The organism is Rhodococcus sp. SJ-2 (assembly GCF_053750035.1).
This window is the reverse complement of sequence record NZ_CM132340.1, coordinates 1,730,205-1,748,218: the sequence shown is the minus strand read 5'-3', so window position 1 is coordinate 1,748,218 and position 18,014 is coordinate 1,730,205. Positions and strand designations below refer to the sequence as shown.

The 18,014-nt window shown below is 63.4% G+C and carries 16 protein-coding genes; 12 read left to right on the top strand and 4 right to left on the bottom strand.

Annotation, left to right across the window (positions count from 1 at the left end):
* Positions 1 to 13: 13 nt before the first annotated feature.
* The 7 genes from ACSYG9_RS08045 to ACSYG9_RS08015 all read left to right on the top strand — a co-directional run bounded on the left by ACSYG9_RS08045 (position 14) and on the right by ACSYG9_RS08015 (position 8,048).
* Positions 14 to 607, top strand: a complete 594-nt coding sequence (locus ACSYG9_RS08045; protein ID WP_440127591.1) for a TetR family transcriptional regulator — start codon at positions 14 to 16, stop codon at positions 605 to 607.
* Positions 608 to 791: 184 nt separating this feature from the next.
* Positions 792 to 2,462, top strand: a complete 1,671-nt coding sequence (locus ACSYG9_RS08040; protein ID WP_054804931.1) for an AMP-binding protein — start codon at positions 792 to 794, stop codon at positions 2,460 to 2,462.
* A 305-nt stretch (positions 2,463 to 2,767) separates the two neighbouring features.
* Complete coding sequence (locus ACSYG9_RS08035) at positions 2,768 to 4,342, top strand: ABC transporter substrate-binding protein (protein WP_440126669.1); 1,575 nt, start codon at positions 2,768 to 2,770, stop codon at positions 4,340 to 4,342.
* A gap of 35 nt (positions 4,343 to 4,377) precedes the next feature.
* On the top strand, positions 4,378 to 5,319 hold the full coding sequence (locus ACSYG9_RS08030) for an ABC transporter permease subunit (protein WP_440126668.1): 942 nt from the start codon (positions 4,378 to 4,380) through the stop codon (positions 5,317 to 5,319).
* Positions 5,316 to 6,203: an ABC transporter permease subunit gene (locus ACSYG9_RS08025; protein ID WP_054804932.1), complete on the top strand. Its 888-nt coding sequence runs from the start codon at positions 5,316 to 5,318 to the stop codon at positions 6,201 to 6,203. The genes ACSYG9_RS08030 and ACSYG9_RS08025 overlap by 4 nt, the downstream gene beginning before the upstream one ends.
* Entirely contained in the window at positions 6,190 to 7,245 is a 1,056-nt protein-coding gene (locus tag ACSYG9_RS08020) for an ABC transporter ATP-binding protein (protein WP_454841997.1), read from the top strand. The genes ACSYG9_RS08025 and ACSYG9_RS08020 overlap by 14 nt, the downstream gene beginning before the upstream one ends.
* A complete protein-coding gene (locus ACSYG9_RS08015; RefSeq protein WP_440126665.1) occupies positions 7,242 to 8,048 on the top strand; it encodes an ATP-binding cassette domain-containing protein in 807 nt (268 codons plus the stop codon). The genes ACSYG9_RS08020 and ACSYG9_RS08015 overlap by 4 nt, the downstream gene beginning before the upstream one ends.
* Positions 8,049 to 8,068: 20 nt before the next feature.
* Here ACSYG9_RS08015 and ACSYG9_RS08010 read toward each other — a convergent pair whose 3' ends face one another.
* The gene (locus ACSYG9_RS08010; RefSeq protein WP_440126664.1) at positions 8,069 to 8,905 is read right to left on the bottom strand and encodes an IclR family transcriptional regulator domain-containing protein; all 837 of its coding nucleotides are present in this window, start codon (positions 8,903 to 8,905) and stop codon (positions 8,069 to 8,071) included.
* Positions 8,906 to 8,952: 47 nt separating this feature from the next.
* Positions 8,953 to 9,564, bottom strand: coding sequence for a TetR/AcrR family transcriptional regulator (locus tag ACSYG9_RS08005; RefSeq protein WP_454841996.1), 612 nt, complete (start codon positions 9,562 to 9,564; stop codon positions 8,953 to 8,955).
* 105 nt (positions 9,565 to 9,669) lie between these two features.
* Here ACSYG9_RS08005 and ACSYG9_RS08000 point away from each other — a divergent pair, with 105 nt between their 5' ends.
* The 3 genes from ACSYG9_RS08000 (at position 9,670) to ACSYG9_RS07990 (ending at position 12,232) form a co-directional block, all read left to right on the top strand.
* Complete coding sequence (locus ACSYG9_RS08000; protein ID WP_440126662.1) at positions 9,670 to 10,485, top strand: TauD/TfdA family dioxygenase; 816 nt, start codon at positions 9,670 to 9,672, stop codon at positions 10,483 to 10,485.
* A 57-nt stretch (positions 10,486 to 10,542) separates the two neighbouring features.
* Complete coding sequence (locus tag ACSYG9_RS07995) at positions 10,543 to 11,142, top strand: carboxymuconolactone decarboxylase family protein (RefSeq protein ID WP_454841994.1); 600 nt, start codon at positions 10,543 to 10,545, stop codon at positions 11,140 to 11,142.
* 184 nt (positions 11,143 to 11,326) lie between these two features.
* Positions 11,327 to 12,232 (top strand): formylglycine-generating enzyme family protein, encoded by a 906-nt coding sequence (locus ACSYG9_RS07990; protein WP_454842917.1) that lies wholly within the window; start codon positions 11,327 to 11,329, stop codon positions 12,230 to 12,232.
* A gap of 67 nt (positions 12,233 to 12,299) precedes the next feature.
* Here ACSYG9_RS07990 and ACSYG9_RS07985 read toward each other — a convergent pair whose 3' ends face one another.
* Together ACSYG9_RS07985 and ACSYG9_RS07980 are read right to left on the bottom strand one after the other, a co-directional pair.
* Positions 12,300 to 13,217 carry a TauD/TfdA dioxygenase family protein gene (locus ACSYG9_RS07985; protein ID WP_454841993.1) on the bottom strand — a complete coding sequence of 306 codons (918 nt, stop codon included), beginning with the start codon at positions 13,215 to 13,217 and terminating at the stop codon, positions 12,300 to 12,302.
* Entirely contained in the window at positions 13,187 to 13,843 is a 657-nt protein-coding gene (locus ACSYG9_RS07980; protein WP_454841991.1) for a TetR/AcrR family transcriptional regulator, read from the bottom strand. Before ACSYG9_RS07980 ends, ACSYG9_RS07985 begins: the two co-directional genes overlap by 31 nt.
* A gap of 289 nt (positions 13,844 to 14,132) precedes the next feature.
* Here ACSYG9_RS07980 and ACSYG9_RS07975 point away from each other — a divergent pair, with 289 nt between their 5' ends.
* Positions 14,133 to 15,620: an MFS transporter gene (locus tag ACSYG9_RS07975; protein WP_454841990.1), complete on the top strand. Its 1,488-nt coding sequence runs from the start codon at positions 14,133 to 14,135 to the stop codon at positions 15,618 to 15,620.
* Positions 15,621 to 15,670: 50 nt separating this feature from the next.
* Positions 15,671 to 18,013 carry an arylsulfatase gene (locus tag ACSYG9_RS07970; RefSeq protein ID WP_454841988.1) on the top strand — a complete coding sequence of 781 codons (2,343 nt, stop codon included), beginning with the start codon at positions 15,671 to 15,673 and terminating at the stop codon, positions 18,011 to 18,013.
* The last annotated feature ends 1 nt before the right edge of the window (position 18,014 follow it).

Genomic DNA, 18,014 nt, shown 5'->3' with positions numbered 1-18,014 from the left:
CTTGGCCGTGCCGATGAGCCCCGACGACATGACCGACGGGCAGCGTCGGCGTCGGCGTCAGCTGACCACCGCGGTGATCGAGATGCTCGCCGAGACCGGTCCGGACGGCATCCAGATGCGTGAGGTCTCGGAGCGTTCCGGGGTGGCGATGGGCACTCTGTACCGATATTTCCCGGCCAAGCAACACCTCCTCGCTGCCGCGATGGTCGCCTGGAACGATATCCTCGCCGACCGGCTCGCGGAGGAACGCGAGTCGAGGGGGAGCCGAGCCCACGGCTCCGTCCTCGACCGCGTGATCGACCTCTACACACGGCAGATGAAGGCATTTCAGCGAGGTCCCCACTTCGCGCGACTCGAGGTCGAGCTGCAGACCTCCGGCGATCCCTATGTCCGGGACACGCTCGACGAGCGTTCTGCTGCCAACCGCACAGCCTTGTTCGAGCTGATGGACGGTGTTCCCGCCGAACGTGCTCGGCTCGCCTCGCTTGCGATCGGCAGCACGATGCTCAACTCATTGATCTTGTGGACCACCGGAAGAATCGCGTTTCCGGAGGCATTGCGAAACGTCCAGGATGTGACGCGGCTGGTGCTTGCGGAGTACGCGTGAGGCGATGAGCGTCCCTTCAGGGCATCGACCCCGCGCCGGGTGCCGATCAGTGAGACTTGCGACACAAAGGCCCTCTTCTCTCGGTATCAAGGAGACGTTGCGGACATCGACGGTGTCCGCACAATCCTCAGATGCTCGGCTGTGCCTGGCCGGATCCAGTGCTCCGCCAGGGAAGGAGTAGTGGATGCCCGATCTTCATGGTGTGTCCGACGTGCGCGCGGACGCCATCGCGCGACTGACGGCGCGGGACACGCCCTTCGAGATCGTCGACGAGCAGGTCCGTGGAATCACGATGCCGGTGCTCCGCAACAGGCACCGGTCGCTGAACGCGCTGCTCGCGGAGTCCGCGCGCTACGGCGATGCCGAATACCTGGTCTGCGGCGACCTCAGGTTGACCTTCACCGAACATCTGGCGCGTGTCGCGTCGCTCGCATACGAGTTGCGGACGCGATACGGCGTGGAACAGGGCGACCGGGTGGCGATTCTCTCCGCCAACAATGCCGAATGGATCATGTCCTTCTGGGCTGCGACGGCGCTCGGCGCAATCACGGTGGGAATGAACTCGCTGTGGTCCGCCCGGGAGATCCGATACGGCATGGAACTGGCCGCTCCGAAGGTGGTCATTGCCGACCGCCGGAGACGGGACTTGCTGGGTTCCGTCGATGCTGCAGTGCTCTCGATCGAAGACGACGTGCCGGTAATGGGGTCTGCCCACCCCGGTGCGGATCTACCCGAGGTGCAGATCGACGAGGACGATCCCGCGGTCATCCTGTTCACCAGCGGAACCACGGGCCGCGCCAAGGGTGCCACTCACTCGCACCGGAACATGGTTGCGGCCGTCGACTTCCATCGATTCAACGATGCGCTTGCGGCCGAACTCGGCCAGGCGCCGAATGCGCGCCGGTTCCTGCTCGCTACACCGCTGTTCCACATTGCGGCACTGCATAATCTGGCGGTACCGCGCCTTGCGTTCGGTGACACCGCGGTGATCAGCACCGGCCGATTCGATATCGAGTGTGTGTTGCGGCTGATCGAGCGGGAACGTCTCACCAACTGGGGCGCGGTACCGACGATGTTGACCCGGCTGCTCGAGCACGGCGATCTCTCCCGTTACGATCTGTCGTCGCTGCGCGCTGTCTCGATCAGCTCCGCACCGTCCTCGGAAGCGTTCAGAGCGCGGCTGCGGGAAATCCTTCCGGCGGCGGAACGGTCGCTCGGTACCAGTTATGGACTGACCGAATCCTCCTCTGCCGCAACGCTGGCGACGGTGGCCGATCTTGCCGGGCGTCCCGATACCGTCGGACGGCCGGTGCTCACGACTCGTGTCGAGATCCGGGACGAGGCCGGAGATCCGGTCGAGGACGGCGTCGAGGGCGAAATCTACTTGCGTGGCCCACTGATCATGCTCGGCTACTGGAACAATCCGGAGGCGACGGCCGCAGCTATCGACGAGTCCGGTTGGATGCGCACCGGCGACCTCGGCACGATGGAGGATGGATACCTCCGAATCAGCAGTCGGCGTTCGGATCTGATTCTCCGCGGCGGCGAGAACGTCTATCCGGCAGAGGTCGAGGCGGTTCTCGGGGAGCACCCGGCGGTGCGTGAGTGCATTGTTCTCGGAGTCGATCACGACGAGTACGGCGAGGAGGTCTGCGCGGTGGTCGTCGTGTCTCCGGGTGAGGGATTGACGGAATCGGAAGTCTCCGGCTTCGTTGCCGAACGTATCGCTCGCTACAAGGTGCCGACGCGGTGGATCTTCCGGACCGAGGACTTGCCGCGCAATGCGACGGGCAAGGTCAAGCAGGTCGATGTCCGGGCAGAGTTGCCGCGTTGGACGGTCATCGAAAGCAACTGAAAATACACAGTATTGGCGGATGCGCAGGCCTGGTCTGCGTGTCCGCTCAGTGCTGCCCGCCGGGCCGATGCCTGCGCTCGTGGGATGCGGCCGGGCGCCGACACGACGGCGGTGTGATCTCTTGCCAAGCAAGTGATCGGTGTTACAGTCATCACAGCGAACGGGTTCGCTGGATGGTCTGTGCTGCTTGGGTTTCGAGTCCGAGGATTCCGCTCGTCGGTCGAGTGACTCGCCCTCCCCGCTCCTTCCGTGCAGAGAGTTCCTGTGCTCGATCACTGGTTCGCGGGTATCTGAGAGGACACAATATGAGGAACAACTGGGTTCGTAAGTCACGCTTGATGGCTGTCTCTGCCGTGGGCTCCCTGGCGCTGGTGGCGTGTGGCGGCGGAGGTGTGTCCTCGACGACGGCCGGCGGGCCCACGGGTGAGCTCGACAGCGCTGCCGTCCTGCGTGTCACCGCAAGTGCACCTACACGCAATCTCGACCCGTATCTGCAGACCAGCTACGGCGGATGGGGTTACATCACACCGGTGTTCGACCGTTTGACGGTGGTCGACGGTGACGGCGCACTTAAGCCCGCGCTTGCGGAATCCTGGGAATTCGCACCGGACGGCACCTATCTCGAACTGAGGCTGCGCAAGGACGTCACCTTCCACGACGGCACACCCTTCGATGCCGCTGCAGTGGCTGCGAACATCGATCGCGGAAAGACCATGGAAGGCAGTACAGTCACCGCTGCTCTGAGTGATATCACGGGCGTCGAAGCAGTAGATGACCACACGGTTCGTCTGATGCTCGTGCCGGGGACCGGGGTGGAACTGCCGGGTGTGTTCACCACGAACGTGGGAATGATGGTCAGCCCGAGGGCGATCGAATCCGGAGCGGACCTACGCAACGATCCCGGCACGAGCGGCTCGGGCGCATTCCTCGTCCGCGAGTACATTCCGGAAGAGTCGCTGTCGCTGACCCGCGCGGAGGGGACGAACTGGGATCCCGAGGCGGGCAAGGTCCAGGCGATCGAATACGAGGCGATCTCGGACGCGAGCACCCGAATGAACGGCATCAAGACGGGCGCAACGGACTTGACGTGGGTCAGCTCCGCCAACGAGGTGGTCGAAGCTCAGGGACTGGGACAGTCCGGAGCGTTCGACGTCGACGAAGTTCGGTTCCGGAATGTTCTCGGGCTGTACATGCGTGCGCAGGGCGATCTCGCGAAACCCGAGGTTCGTCAGGCGGTGGCAACAGCGATCGATCCGGAAGCGATCAACGCCCTGTTCTCGGGTACGTGCACACCGAGCCGTCAGTTGTATCCGGCCGGAAGCTGGTCCGTGGACGAGTCGTACGTATACCCGTACACCTACGACGTGGACAAGGCCAGGTCCCTCGTGGAATCGGCTGGCGGTGCCCAGATCACACTGACATTCGCCGCGGGCACCAACACCGAGAAATCTGCGAATGTCCTCCAGTCTGCTCTCACCGACGCGGGGATCACTGCCGAACTCGATCCGGTCCCGAACGTGCAGAACGAGCCGCGATACATCGCGGGCGACTTCCAGTCGATGGTCGCGAACAGCTTCAGCCCCAAGGTCGATCCCGCGGAGACGGTCAACACCTTCGTCACAGGACCGTACGACTTGTCGAACGGCAACGCGGAGATCGAGGATCTCGCCACCAAGGCAGCAGATCCTGCGCTTTCCGAGGAGGAACGAGCAGCGCTGTACCAGCAGATCTGGGACCTGACCTTGCAAGAAGCGATGTTCGTGCCGATCTGCAACCAGACCAACGCCTCGGTATCCAACGGCAAGGTCACCGGCCTCGACGACATGCCGTGGGTGGATCTCGGCATCTTCGACGTGCGTCACGTCGGAATGACCGGATAGCCGGCCCGGGCAACGACATACGGGAAGGTTGGACGATGCTGTTGTACGCTGGGCGACGATTGCTGGCGGCGATTCCGCTGCTGCTGATCGTGCCGTTACTGATATTTCTGTTGATCGACCTGGCGCCGGGGGATCCCGCGGTGATCCTCGCGGGCGAGGACCCGAGCCCGGAACGGCTCGAAGAGCTGCGGGCCACGCTGAATCTGGACCAGAACGTGTTCGTCCGATATCTGGACTGGGTCTGGGGAGTGCTCCAGGGCGACCTCGGAACCTCGCTCCTGTCCGATCAGGCGGTAGGCGATCTCCTGCTGCGGCGCATGGCGACGACGCTGTCGCTGGTGGCGTTCGCGATGGTCCTTGCGGTCGTGATCGGTGTCGTACTCGGAGTGGTGGCGTCGCTGCGTCCCGGTGGGCTTCTCGATCGGGGGATCAACGTCGTGGCGTCCGTCGCGATCGCGATTCCCGCATTCTGGTTCGGGCTCGTCCTGGTCTCGGTGTTCGCGGTGTCGAATCAGATCTTCCCTGCCTTCGGGTACGTGCCGCTCTCGGAGGGTGTCGTGCCGTGGTTCCAGCACCTCGTGCTGCCGGGCGTGGCGTTGGCCCTGCTGCCCGCGGCCGAGGTGACGGTGCAGTTGCGGTCGGCCCTCGGGCAGGTGATGAACAGCGATTACATCCTCAATGCCAAAGCGCGTGGGCTCGGGTCTGCAAGTGTCGTCCTGAAACATGGACTGAAGAACGCATGTATCCCGGTCGTTACGGTGCTCGGCTTCCGTGTCGCGGAGGTGCTCGGTGGTGCGGTGACGATCGAGATCATCTACAGCATGCCGGGCATGGGAAGCCTGGCGGTCAACAGCGTGCAGAACCACGACGTTCCTGTGTTGCTCGGATTCGTCCTGTTCACCACCTGCGTGGTCGTTGTCGTCAATCTGCTCGTCGACGTCTCGTACGGCTATTTCAACCCGAAGGTGCGCGCATGACATCGACACTGTCCGACACGGTGAACGTCGAGAACGCTGCCGGAATCGGCAGTCGTGTCACCGGATTCCTGCGACGGCGCCCGGGGACCGCGATCGCCGGTGCATTCGTGCTGCTGTTGATCGTGATGGCAGTCTTCGCTCCGATGATCGCGCCGTACGACCCGTACGCACAGGAGGTGGTCGACCGCCTGCAGCCGCCGTCGTCGGCGCACTGGCTGGGCACCGACGACTACGGGCGGGACGTGCTCAGCCGGCTGATCTACGGAGCCCGTATCTCGTTGCAGGCGTCGGTGCAGGCCGTCGCTCTCGCACTTGTACTCGGCCTGCCGCTGGGCGTGATCGCCGGTTACCGTGGCAGCTGGGTGGATTCCGTGCTCACCCGCATCATGGATGCGTTGATGAGTGCTCCGTCGCTCGTTCTGGCGATCACCATCGTCGCTGTCCTCGGCACGGGAATCACCAACGCCATGCTGGCGGTGGGCCTGGTGATGGCGCCACGGTTCTTCCGGGTGGCCAGGGCAACGACGATGGACGTGCGCGGCGACACCTATATCGAGGCATCGATTGCGTTGGGATGCAGTACCTTCCGTGTCATCGGACGGCACATCCTTCCCAACGTGATGCCCCCTGTCGTGCTGGTGATCTCCGTGTCGCTCGGGACCGCGGTGGCAGCCGAGGCCAGCTTGAGCTTCCTGGGGCTCGGCGCAGCGCCTCCCGCCGCGAGCTGGGGGGCGATGCTCAGCACCGCTGCATCGAACATGCAGCTGGCTCCCCATCTGGTGTGGCCGCCCGGGGTGATGATCTTTCTGACCGTGCTGGCGTTCACCTACCTCGGTGACGGTGTTCGCCGGGCGCTGACGAGGAGTCGTAATGGCAGCAACTGACACTCTCACCCGACTCGAGAAGGTGCCACCGGGACGCGACTCGCCCCTGCTTCGAGTACGCGACCTGACGGTCCAGTTCCGCGCGGGTCGCAAGGAGTGGGTGACAGCCGTGCAGGACGTGTCGTTCGACGTGGCGGCCGGGGAATCGGTTGCCCTTGTCGGCGAGTCCGGTTCCGGAAAAACCGTCTCGTCGCTCGCTGTGATGGGTCTGACGGGGGACACCGGAGGCAGGGTCTCGCACGGCAGCGTCGAATTCGACGGGCGCGATCTGGTGGCGGGCACGCCGGCGCAGTGGCGGGCACTGCGCGGGACAGGGATGGGCATGATCTTCCAGCAGCCCATCCGCAGTCTCAATCCCGCGTATACCGTCGGCGATCAGATCGCCGAATCAGTCCGTAAGCACCTCGGTCTCGACCGCAAGGCTGCGATGGCACGCGCAGTGGAAATGCTCGAGCTGGTGCAGATTCCACGTGCAGCCGAGCGAGTGCGCGAGTATCCGCACGCATTCAGTGGCGGCATGTGCCAGCGGGTGATGATCGCGATGGTCATGGCCTGCAACCCGCGCCTGCTCATCGCGGACGAGCCGACCACCGCGTTGGACGTGACCGTGCAGAAGACGATCCTGCAGTTGCTGCGGGATCTGCAGGAGCAGACCGGGGTTGCGCTGTTGTTCGTCACCCACGATCTGGGCGTCGTGGCCGAACTGTGTGAGCGCGTCGTGGTCATGTATGCGGGGGAGGTGATCGAGGACGGCACGGTCGACGATGTGTTCTCGGTCCCGCAGCACCCGTACACGTCGGGCCTGTTGTCGTCGATCCCGCGTCCCGGGATGAGCTCCGACCGGAGGCTAGCAGCGATCCCGGGGCGCATCCCCGCGGCGGGGGAATGGCCTTCCGGTTGCCACTTCCACAATCGCTGTCCCCATGCCCGGACGGGACTTTGTGACAACACCCATCCGGTGCTGGTTGAGACCACGTCCGGTCGTTCCGCTCGTTGTCTGCGCGTGACGGATCTGGAACTGCAAGGAGTGACGGGGGCATGAGCCTGCTCGAAGTAACCAACCTGACCAAGTCGTTCCCGACCGGACGCAACCTGCTGGGGCGCCGCACCGGATGGACGCATGCCGTGCGCGATGTGTCGTTCACTCTCGACGCGGGCGAGTGCCTTGCTGTCGTCGGTGAATCCGGCGCGGGTAAATCCACTGTGGGACGCATGGTGCTCCGCTTGATAGAGCCGGACTCGGGCACTGTCCTGTTCGATGGTGAAGACGTGCTGGCGGCGAAACCTGCACGGCTACGCGAGATGCGGCGCAGTATGCAGATGATCTTCCAGGATCCGCACAGTTCACTCGATCCGCGGATGACAGTACTCGACGCGGTCGTCGAGCCGCTGATCGTGCATACCGACATGGACCGGGCGGCCCGCGGGCGTCGTGCCGAGGAACTGCTCGACAAGGTCGGTATCGGGTCGCGCTATCTGGGCCGCTATCCGGCAGAACTGTCGGGTGGCCAGCTCCAGCGGGTCGCGATTGCGCGTGCGTTGACTCTCGAGCCGGACATGATCGTATGTGACGAGCCGGTCGCCGCTCTCGACGTGTCGGTACGCGCCCAAGTTCTCAATCTGCTCCGCGATCTGCAGGAAGAACTCGGCCTCGCCTATCTGTTCGTGTGCCACGATCTTGCCCTCATCGAGGTCATTGCAGATCGTGTGCTGGTGATGAAATCGGGCACCGTAGTCGAATCGGGTGCCGTCGATCAGATCTACAAGTCGCCCCGCGAGGAGTACACGCGGGAGCTGCTCGACGCGATTCCGGTGCCCGTCCCGAGGGCCGCGCGACAACCATGAGTTTCTATGTCGCGGAGTTCCTACGGTGCGGCGCGTACCTCCGCGCGAGGTGATCGCGCGGAGGTCTTCGGCTGCCGACGGTTCTCCCCCTGGTGGTGGAGCGCTCGCGAGATACGTCGAGTCGCGGACCAGACCAGTGGTGCGATGTTCGACAGCTCTACCGTGCCGACGCAGGAGACCGAGATTGCAGCTTCGATACCGTTGGGGCCGGTGATCGGCGCCGCAACAGAGCTGATGGCCATATGGCATGCGCGACGGGGAATGACGTCGAGCCCGTGGCGCTGACGGATCCGGTTCAGCCTGTGGTGCAGGGCGTCCAGGTCGGAGCGGGAATGTACGCGGGGCCCTGCCGTCAGCAGTGCGTCGACCTGTTCGGGTTCGAGTCCGGCAAGGAGTACCCGACCGCTGATCGTGCTCTCGGCGGGTAGGTAGGTGGCGACCTGGGAGGGGATGGCTGCGCTCGCGGCACCGCCGATCCGGTCGAGGAAGTATGTGGAGGCGCCCTCGAGGACTGTGAGGTGAACGACTCCGCGGGTGCTCGCGTGCAGGTCGTTCAGTATTCCCGATGCGGCTCCGCGTAGCCGCGAGTGGTCTTTGGTCCGGTTCATCGTGAACATTCGCGGACCCAGCCGGTAGCCGCGGGAGTGGTGCTCGATCCACCCCTGTTCGATGAGCTGGGCAAGGAGCCGGAAGACGGTGGAACGCGGTAGACCCGTGATATCGGTGATCTCTTCGAGGTACATCCGATCGGGGCCGGAGGCGATTGCGTCGAGAATCAGGGTGAACCGTTCCACGACGCCTGGGCGCTGGGCCGGTGCTTTCGGTGCCGAACTCGATTCGCTTCGCATCAATGTCATTGAACGACCTCCTGTGCGGCACTATACCAAGCAATTGCTTGGTAGTTCTACCGGGAATGCGGCTCGTCCCGCGCATGCGGGTTCGGCGCCAAACCGTTCAGAAGTGAATCGACCACATCGATGATCAGTTCGTCGTCCAGTGGGTCGAGCGTCTTGTTGTTGCTCATGACGTAGATCCCCTGCAGGGTCGCGAAGAAAACGGTGCCGATGGTCCGAGCCTCTCCTGCGAGTTCGCCTTTGGACAGGCCGATATCTACGAGGGCTGCTACCGGAGCGAAGCTCGCAGCGCGGGCGTGCCTCAATTCGGAAGTGACGTCTCCCTGCCGGTAGCGCGACATGAGCTCCACCAGTGCGGGGTTGTCGGTCGAGAACCGGACGAAGGTTACTGCCACGTCGTGCAGGGTGGCCACGAAGCTGCGGCCCTCGATCGTGGCCGCAGCGTCCAAGGTATTACCCAGCCGGCGGAACCCCTCGATGGCGAGAGCTTCCAGAAGTGCGGCTTTATCGGCGAAATGGCGACTCGGTGCGCTGTGGCTGACCCCGACCGCGCGGGCGAGTTCGCGCAAGGACAGTCCGGATTCCCCGGATGCCTGCAGTAGTTCTTCGGCTTTCGTCAGGAGTGCGGCGCGAAGATCTCCGTGATGGTAGCCCTTGGTCATGTGGGGGAACTCTAGCAAACGCCGCCGCAATGTAGTCATTGACAACATTGCGGCGCGCATCTAAGGTTCCGATGGACGAAGAAGGGTGCGTTCATGATCACAAACATGATCTCTCCATCCATCGGTGTTGAGATTCAAGGGATCTCGGAGTCCGGATTCACGGATCCGGATATCGCGTCGACCACCTCGGAACTACTGGCCCGCCACGGCGTCGTCGTTTTTCCTCGGGCGCATGTTTCCGATGCAGACCTGGTTGCCTTCAGCCGAATGCTCGGAGATGTGGTGGTAGCGAAGATGGGCGGGCTTCCGGGCTTTCCGGAAATCTCGCCGGTCACCCTGGATCCCAGCAGAAGCGAGCTGGCGCGGGTGCGCCGCAGCACCGTGTTCTGGCACGTCGACGGTGTTACCGACGACATCCCGCAGAAGGCCACGCTGCTGACTGCGCGCGCAGTCTCCGAAGGTGAGGGCGATACCGAATTCGCGAATACCTACGCGGCCTACGATGCCCTGCCACAGTCACGGAAGGCCGAACTGGCCCAGTACCGAGTGGTTCACAGTATGGCGGCCGCACAATCACTGACGCACCCCGAAGCCACTCGGAAGCAGAAGGATGCGTGGAATCAACTTCCCGCACGAGAACACCCGCTGGTCTGGAAGCACAGGGACGGCCGCCACTCGCTACTGATCGGAGCGACCGCCGGGCAGGTTGTCGGGATGACTCCCGAGGAGGGACGCGCGCTGCTGGACGACGTGCTGGACTGGGCGACGCAACCGCAGTTCGTGCTCCGTCATCGCTGGCAGGTCGGCGACCTCGTAATGTGGGACAACACAGGGCTTCTTCACCGGGCATTGCCGTACGAGCCCACATCACCTCGCCTGATGCATCGCACCACGCTGGTGGGTGAGGAAGCGGTCGCATAGCCGCATTGCTTCCGGGTTTGCAGAATCATGGATGGACGAACAGAAGGACGAAGCGACATGGCACGAATCGAACCACTGGCTCTGCGCGAGTTCCCCAAGGAGATGCGTGGGGCGCTCGCTGCGATGACCCCACCGAACCCCCGGCATCCGCAGCCGTCGACGGAGGGGCGCCCCAAAGCGCTCAACACATTGGGCACGTTCGCGCACCACCCGGAACTGGCAAAGGCGTACTTCACTCTCAACGGGCACCTCCTCATGGCGACCACCCTGTCGGAGCGTCAGCGCGAACTGCTCATTCTGCGAGTATCGGTGGTGCGCGACTCGGGATACGAATGGATTCAGCATGTCTTCATGGCGAGGGATGCCGGTCTCTCCGACGAGGAGATCAGCCGGGTCACGTTCGGCCCGACGGCACCGCTCTGGGACGAACTCGATGGTGCGATGCTGAAATCCGTCGATGAACTGATCGTGGACGGCGAGATCAGCACATCTACGTGGAAGGTGCTGGCTGCGCACCTCGACGTTCAGCAGATTCTCGACCTGATTTTCACTGTGGGTAGCTACGACATGCTCGCGCGCATGTTCAGGTCATTCCAGCTCGAGATCGACGACGACATCAAGGATCTGGTCGCGAAGCGTGCCGCCGAAGCGCAGTAGAGGCGGCCGATCCAGCCAGTACGACCGGGGAGACTTCGTCGAGAACCGGTTCGGTGTGCAGCGCGCGGGGCATGAGGCCACCGGGAGCAAATCTGCTGTCATCCATTCTGTTTCCTGAAGAACGAGTCATGCGAGAATGGTCTGCATGAACACGGTGTCTCGAGCACGGACCGCACCCAAGAACATGGCATGGATCCCCGGCGGCACATTCTGGATGGGCTCGGACGAGTTCTATCCGGAGGAACGCCCGGCCCACCAGGTATCTGTGGACGGATTCTTCATGGACGAACATCACGTCACCGTCGCAGAGTTTCGACGCTTCGTGAAAGACACCGGGTACGTCACCACAGCGGAACTGCAGCCCCGCGCAGAGGATTATCCCGATGCTGATCCTGCTCTGCTGGTCCCGGGTTCACTCGTCTTCGTTTCGCCCCCCGGCCCGGTGCCGCTCGACGACTTCCGCAGATGGTGGTCGTGGATGCCGGGCGCCAACTGGCGCATGCCGGAAGGGCCGGGAAGCAGCATTGCCGGACGCGAACGTCACCCTGTGGTGCACGTGTCGTATTTCGACGCACTGTCCTTCGCCGAGTGGGCGGGCAAAGAGCTTCCGACCGAGGCGGAGTGGGAGTTCGCGGCACGCGGAGGTCTCGACCGGGCGCGCTTCGTGTGGGGTGACGAGTTCGCTCCGCGCGGACGATTTCGAGCCAACACCTGGCAGGGTGAGTTTCCATGGGAGAACACCGCCGACGACGGATTCGTCGGCACCTCGCCTGTGGGGTCGTACGGACCCAATGGATATGGTCTGGTCGACATGGCAGGCAACGCGTGGCAGTGGACCACCGACCTCTTCACCACGCAGCATGGAGCAGATGGTCGCGAGACCTCTCCTGCTCATGCGTGCTGCATTCCAGCGAACCCGCGTTCGAGTGTCGGCGAGGGTGAGGAAGACTATCCGAGCCGTGTGATCAAGGGGGGTTCACACCTGTGCGCTCCGAACTACTGCCTGCGATATCGCCCGGCTGCACGACAAGCAGAAACCGTCGAAACATCAACGTGTCACATAGGTTTCCGCTGTATCGTCCGGCCATGATGACGAGCGGCAGGTGGGACGCACCGAAGACGTGTGCCACCTGACACAGTCCTCTCCTTCACGGTGGTCAGTGCGGAACGTCGCCGATGATCGCAACCCGCTCCATGACGCGGCGATGGGGGAAGTAGTCGCTCGTCGCGTAGTGCTGTGTTGCCCGGTTATCCCAGAACGCAATGGAATTCGGTTCCCAGTGAAAGCGGCATTGGAAGTCCGGTACTTTTGCCTGGTCGATCAGGTGGCGCAGAAGTTGTTGCCCTTCAACCGGGTCGAGATCCGTTATGTGCGTTGTGAAAAGGCTGTTCACGAACAGTGTCCGTCGGCCCGTCTCGGGATGGATCCGCACGATCGGATGCCGGACCGGCGGGTAGGTCTCCTTCATCTGCTCGAGGCGCTCAGCAGTCATTCCGCGACCGAAGGACGGGACGAAATCGTGTACTGCGGTGAGGGTGTCGATTTTGCTCTTGATTTCGTCGGAGAGGCAGTCGTACGCGTTTCCCATATCCGCCCACAGGGTGTCGCCGCCTGCCTGAGGGACTTCGAGCGCGCGCAGGACGGAACCCAAAGGCGGGCGCTGCTGCCAGGTGACGTCGACGTGCCAGATGTTCTCCGTTCCGGGATCGTCCTGGCTTCTCTCGAAGTGCACCACCTCGGGAACGTCACCCTGGGGGAGAAACGGGTGAACTTCGAGCTCGCCCCAGTGCCTGGCGAAGTCGCGGTGTTGTGCTGGGGTGAGGTCCTGGTCGCGGAAGAAGAGCACCTTCCATTCCAGCAGTGCACGACGCAGCTCGTCGATCTGCTCTTCGGCCGGGTCGCGGAGGTCTACTCCGGTGACGGTGGCTCCGATGTATGGGGTCACCGGATCGAGATGGAGGGTTGTGTACGGCTCGGTCGCGTTGCCGTCGACCGTGCGACGAAGCAATCGTGGTCCGAATTCGATTGTGTGATCGCCGATTTCTACGGTTCTGGATGTGATTGCGCTTTCCATGGTGCTCCTGTCCGGTCTGCGAGCAGCGCGCCCACCGCCATATCGATCAAGTGGTCGACGGTGTCGGCGAAGCTCGTGAGTTGGGGAAGTCCTTCGGCGCTGCGCTGTTCGACAAGAGCGAGCGCGGAGATCATCATGTTGAACATCAGATCGATTCGTGTGAGAGCTACGCGCCGCGGAAGATGCGTCAGTGCATCTACGAGCATTTCGACGATGTCTCTGCCGGCGTCCTGGACCTCGCTGAGTTCCGCGAGAGTGGAGACTGCGGATGGCGAGACGCGCGCGAGGAACCGGGCGTAGTAGCTTCCATCAGGGATCTCGGCGAGAAACTCGGTGAGGGGCCGGATTTCGGCTTCAACGAGGGCGCGGACGTCACTTCCCCGCCCGGCCCGTTCGACGTCGTCGAGGTAGGCGCGTCGCACCTGATTGATCGAACGCATTCGATCCTGAAAAATGGCCAGTAGCAGCCCTTCTCGACTCCCGAAATGATACTGCACCGCCGAGTTGTTCCGTTGCCCGGCAGCCGTCGCGATATCGCGCATGGACACTCCTTCGATGCCATGAGCGGCATACAGCTGCTCGGCTGCGTCGAGGAGGGCCTGGCGGGAATCGGCTGCCGATGACATGTGCTCAACGTATTCGACCCCGGCGGGGGAGTCAAGACACTGACTTAAATGTGTCGAAAGTGCCGCTGTACTCCAGGTTTGACGTCGATCCACGGCGGGCGGTGCCGGACGCTCCTTGGTCCCGCTCAGTGGGACAGGATGGACGAGTGCCGAAAATTCGTGATTAGCGTCACCCCCAGCTGGGCTGGTGTCATCCCCGCATCCGAAGAGTTCAGGCGTGGACTGCCGCCGCGTCGCAGTCTTTTCTTTCTTCCTCGTCCTCGACTCACTCGAACAAAGGACAACTCTGGTGCATTATTCGGCTTCTCCGACAGCAGGCGCATCCAAGCGGCAACTGTTTGCCATGCTCGGCGTCATCATCTTGTTCTCGGAGATCGCAACTTTCGAGATCCTGATGGTGTACCCGGCTGTGCCACACATCGCCGAGGAATTCCGCACACTCAACGTGGCATGGGTCATCTCCATCGTCACCCTTGCAGGTGCGACCCTCATGCCGCTGATCGGGAAGGTTTCCGACAAGGTCGGCAAGAAGCGCGTCATCATGGTGCTGGCCGGCGTGTTCGTGTTGGGAAGTCTGCTCAGTGCCGTGGCGCCGTCCTTCGAACTCATGCTCGCCGGTCGTGCGGCGCAGGGAGCTCTTGTGGGCATCGTGGCGCTGTCGTACAGCCTTGTGCGTGACGTCATGCCGCGCGACTTCGTGCCGATCGCACTGGGCGTGGTCGCGACTGGGATCGGGATGTCCGCCATCGTCGGACCATTCGTTGCGGGATGGCTGATCGACGGCTTCGGCTTCCGAGCGGTGTTCTTCTTCCTGGCGATCTACGTGACGGTGTTGATCCCGTTGTATGCCGCCGTGGTGCCGGAAAGCCCGGTACGGGCCGATCGTCCCGTCGACTACCTCGGCACGCTGCTGCTGGGTCCCGGTGTCGCGGTTCTGCTCGTCGGTGTCAGCAAGGGCCCGACGTGGGGATGGTCGTCTGCAACGACCTTGGCGCTGTTGGCCATCGGTGTACTGATGCTGGTGCTGTTCGTCGTGCACCAGCGCACCACGGCGTATCCCCTCATCGACCTGACGATCCTGTTCGGTCGCAGGTTCGGGCCCACAGTACTCGCGGTTGCGTGCGTGGGGTACATGATGAACGCGCACGCGCTGATGATGCCGACGCTGCTGCAGACTCCGGCAGGGATCCCTGGAAACTCGTACGGGGCGGGCCTGACCGCGACGGTATACGCGTTGTGGACCTGTGCACTCGGACTGTCCGCGATGTTGGCAGGCCCCCTCGGCGGATACTGTGCGAAGAAGTTCGGTCCGCGCCAGGTGCTGATCGCATCAGGTGTGCTGTTCGTGCTCGTGATGTTCCTCGGTTCCCAGCTGCCGACGTCGCTGGGGCAGGTCGTTCTGATCAGCGCGTTGGCCGGAGTGGCGGTCGGCTTCCTGCATTCGTCCAACGCGAATCTCGTTCAGGATGCCCTTCCGTCCGAACACAGTGGCGTGGGATCGACGATTGCCGGCGTCGGGATGCAGTTGACGTCGTCGGTTGCTGTGACGGTGACGGGTGTCGTCATGGCGGGCCACCTCAGCGGTGTCGGCGCAGGCGACCGGACCGTGGTGTACGCGGATTCCGCGTTCGTCTACGGTTTCGGATCTGCTGCGCTCGTCGGTGTGGTCGGTCTGGTGATCGCCGTGCTCATGAAGCACGGGCGCGCGCCCGCCACCGGCGGCTTGCAAGCATCGGAAACGCCCGCGGGACCTACTCATCATCACGAGAGTGTCTGACCACCGTCACGAATCCCACTACTCTTTCATTCCGGAAGGAATTCGCCTATATGGACCGCCATTCTCTGCCGATCGTCGGGCATGTTCCGCAGCCGGCGGCTGCCGTCGACTATCGCAGCCAGAACCGCCCGTTCCAGCGCAGTGCTCCGGTCCGTCCCCCTCAGGGAGCGCCGAACATCCTGCTCATCATGATCGACGACGTCGGATTCGGTGCGGCATCGGCATTCGGCGGCCCGTGCCGGACTCCGACGGCAGACCGGCTCGCCGATGATGGGCTCAAGTACACGAGATTCCACACGACGGCCTTGTGCTCTCCCACTCGCGCAGCCACACTCACCGGACGTAACCACCATTCGGTCGGCATGGGTGTGATCTCCGAAATGGCCGGTGCCGCGCCGGGGTACAACGGAACACGCCCTGCATCCGCTGCCACGGTCGCGCGAATCCTGCAGGGCAACGGATACGCCACAGGTGCGTTCGGCAAGATGCATCAGACGCCCGCCTGGGAGATCACACCGGCCGGGCCGTTCGATCGGTGGCCATGCCGGGAAGGTTTCGACAAATTCTACGGATTCCTCGGCGCAGAATCCGACCAGTTCAATCCCGTTCTCTACGAGGATTTCACGGTGGTCGAGCCGCCGCGCAACGCTGAGGACGGATACCATATGTCCGAAGATCTGGTGGACCGCGCCACCGCGTGGATCGAAGGCGTGACCGCAGTGGACGCAGACAAACCGTGGTTCTGCTACCTGCCTTTCGGAGCCTGCCACGCTCCGCTCCAGGTGCCGGACGCATACCTCGACAAATACCGCGGCGAATTCGATCACGGTTGGGACAGGCAACGCGAGATCACGTTGGAACGACAGAAGCAGTTGGGTGTTGTGCCGGACGAGACCGTCCTCGCACCGTGGGCGCCCGGTCTGCCCCACTGGGATTCGCTGACCGACGAACAACGCCGGGCGTCCGCACGCCTGATGGAGCTGTATGCGGCGTTCCTCGAACACACCGACGATCAGGTCGGGCGACTCGTCGACCGCCTCGAGGAGTTGGGTGCGCTCGAGAACACCCTGGTGTTGTACATGCTGGGTGACAACGGTGCCTCGGCCGAAGGCGGGATGGAAGGGTCGTTCAACTATCTCGCGGGTCTCAACGGCTACAAGAGCACCACCCGCGAGATTCTCGACCGGTTCGACGAGTTGGGGACGTCGTCGAGCTACCCGCACTATCCAGCAGCGTGGGCGCTGGCGCTAGACACCCCATACCAGTGGGCAAAGCAGGTTGCGTCGCACTACGGCGGCACCCGCAACGGGCTAATCGTGCGATGGCCTGCCGGAATCGAAGGCCCGTCCGGGCTACGGCACCAATGGCACCATTGCGTCGACATCACGCCGACGATCCTCGAAGCTGCGGGCATACCCGCACCGCACACCGTCGACGGTGTCGCTCAGATGCCCATGGAAGGTATCGCACTGAACTACACGTTCGACGAGGCCGACGCCGACGAACGGCACAGCACCCAGTACTTCGAGATCTTCGGTAACCGGGGCATCTATCACGAAGGATGGACGGCGGTGACGGCGCACCGACCACCCTGGCTCATGGCGACGGCCGGTGCGGAACTACCGACTCTCGACGAAGACCGTTGGGAAGTGTACGACACTCGAACCGATTGGTCGCAGGCGCGTGACCTCGCGGCAGAGCACCCGGACGTTCTGGACCGGTTGAAACAACTCTTCCTCGTCGAGGCCGCGAAGTATCAGGTGCTCCCGCTCGACGATCGCACCGTGGGCAGGCACACCCAGGAATCGCGACCGCCGCACCCGTTCGAGGGTCGTTCGAGCATCACTCTCTACCCGCACATGCAGGGTCTGGTCGAGAAGGCGGCACCGTCGTTCTTCAACCGGTCGTTCATGCTCACTGCGCGTATCGACACCGACGGCGCGTCGTCCGAAGGGATGCTCGTGGGGATCGGTGGCAGGTTCGGGGGCTTCGCGCTGTACGTCCTCGATTCGAAACCCGTTTTCTGCTACAACTTCTGCGACCGTGAGCGCACCTTCGTGCGTGCACCGGACTCGCTGCCTCGAGGGGAGAGCGTGGTGTCGCTTCATTTCGACTACGACGGGGGCGGCATCGGCAAGGGCGGCACAGTCACCCTGTGTATCGACGACGTGGCCGTCGCGAACGGACGCGTCGAGAGCACTGCGCGTGCGATCTTCTCGATGAACGAACAACTCGACATCGGCGTAGACAGGGGCAGCCCGGTCGCCGAGGAAATCGCCCGGCGCGGCAGATTCGCCTTCACCGGCACGCTCCGCGACGTGAGAATCGATCTGGCGCGCGGTGGAGGCGTTCCCGCCGCGGAACGTCGGAAGGTGGAGTTGGCGACACACTGAC

Bases quoted from the DNA above. Each gene is read 5' to 3' on its own strand.
- ACSYG9_RS08025 (WP_054804932.1), top strand. From the start codon at position 5,316: ATGACATCGACACTGTCCGACACGGTGAACGTCGAGAACGCTGCCGGA.
- ACSYG9_RS08005 (WP_454841996.1), bottom strand. From the start codon at position 9,564: ATGACCAAGGGCTACCATCACGGAGATCTTCGCGCCGCACTCCTGACG.
- ACSYG9_RS08030 (WP_440126668.1), top strand. From the start codon at position 4,378: ATGCTGTTGTACGCTGGGCGACGATTGCTGGCGGCGATTCCGCTGCTG.
- ACSYG9_RS08045 (WP_440127591.1), top strand. From the start codon at position 14: ATGAGCCCCGACGACATGACCGACGGGCAGCGTCGGCGTCGGCGTCAG.
- ACSYG9_RS07990 (WP_454842917.1), top strand. From the start codon at position 11,327: ATGGCATGGATCCCCGGCGGCACATTCTGGATGGGCTCGGACGAGTTC.
- ACSYG9_RS08010 (WP_440126664.1), bottom strand. From the start codon at position 8,905: ATGACATTGATGCGAAGCGAATCGAGTTCGGCACCGAAAGCACCGGCC.
- ACSYG9_RS07970 (WP_454841988.1), top strand. From the start codon at position 15,671: ATGGACCGCCATTCTCTGCCGATCGTCGGGCATGTTCCGCAGCCGGCG.
- ACSYG9_RS07980 (WP_454841991.1), bottom strand. From the start codon at position 13,843: ATGTCATCGGCAGCCGATTCCCGCCAGGCCCTCCTCGACGCAGCCGAG.
- ACSYG9_RS08035 (WP_440126669.1), top strand. From the start codon at position 2,768: ATGAGGAACAACTGGGTTCGTAAGTCACGCTTGATGGCTGTCTCTGCC.
- ACSYG9_RS08040 (WP_054804931.1), top strand. From the start codon at position 792: ATGCCCGATCTTCATGGTGTGTCCGACGTGCGCGCGGACGCCATCGCG.
- ACSYG9_RS07995 (WP_454841994.1), top strand. From the start codon at position 10,543: ATGGCACGAATCGAACCACTGGCTCTGCGCGAGTTCCCCAAGGAGATG.
- ACSYG9_RS08020 (WP_454841997.1), top strand. From the start codon at position 6,190: ATGGCAGCAACTGACACTCTCACCCGACTCGAGAAGGTGCCACCGGGA.
- ACSYG9_RS08015 (WP_440126665.1), top strand. From the start codon at position 7,242: ATGAGCCTGCTCGAAGTAACCAACCTGACCAAGTCGTTCCCGACCGGA.
- ACSYG9_RS08000 (WP_440126662.1), top strand. From the start codon at position 9,670: ATGATCTCTCCATCCATCGGTGTTGAGATTCAAGGGATCTCGGAGTCC.
- ACSYG9_RS07985 (WP_454841993.1), bottom strand. From the start codon at position 13,217: ATGGAAAGCGCAATCACATCCAGAACCGTAGAAATCGGCGATCACACA.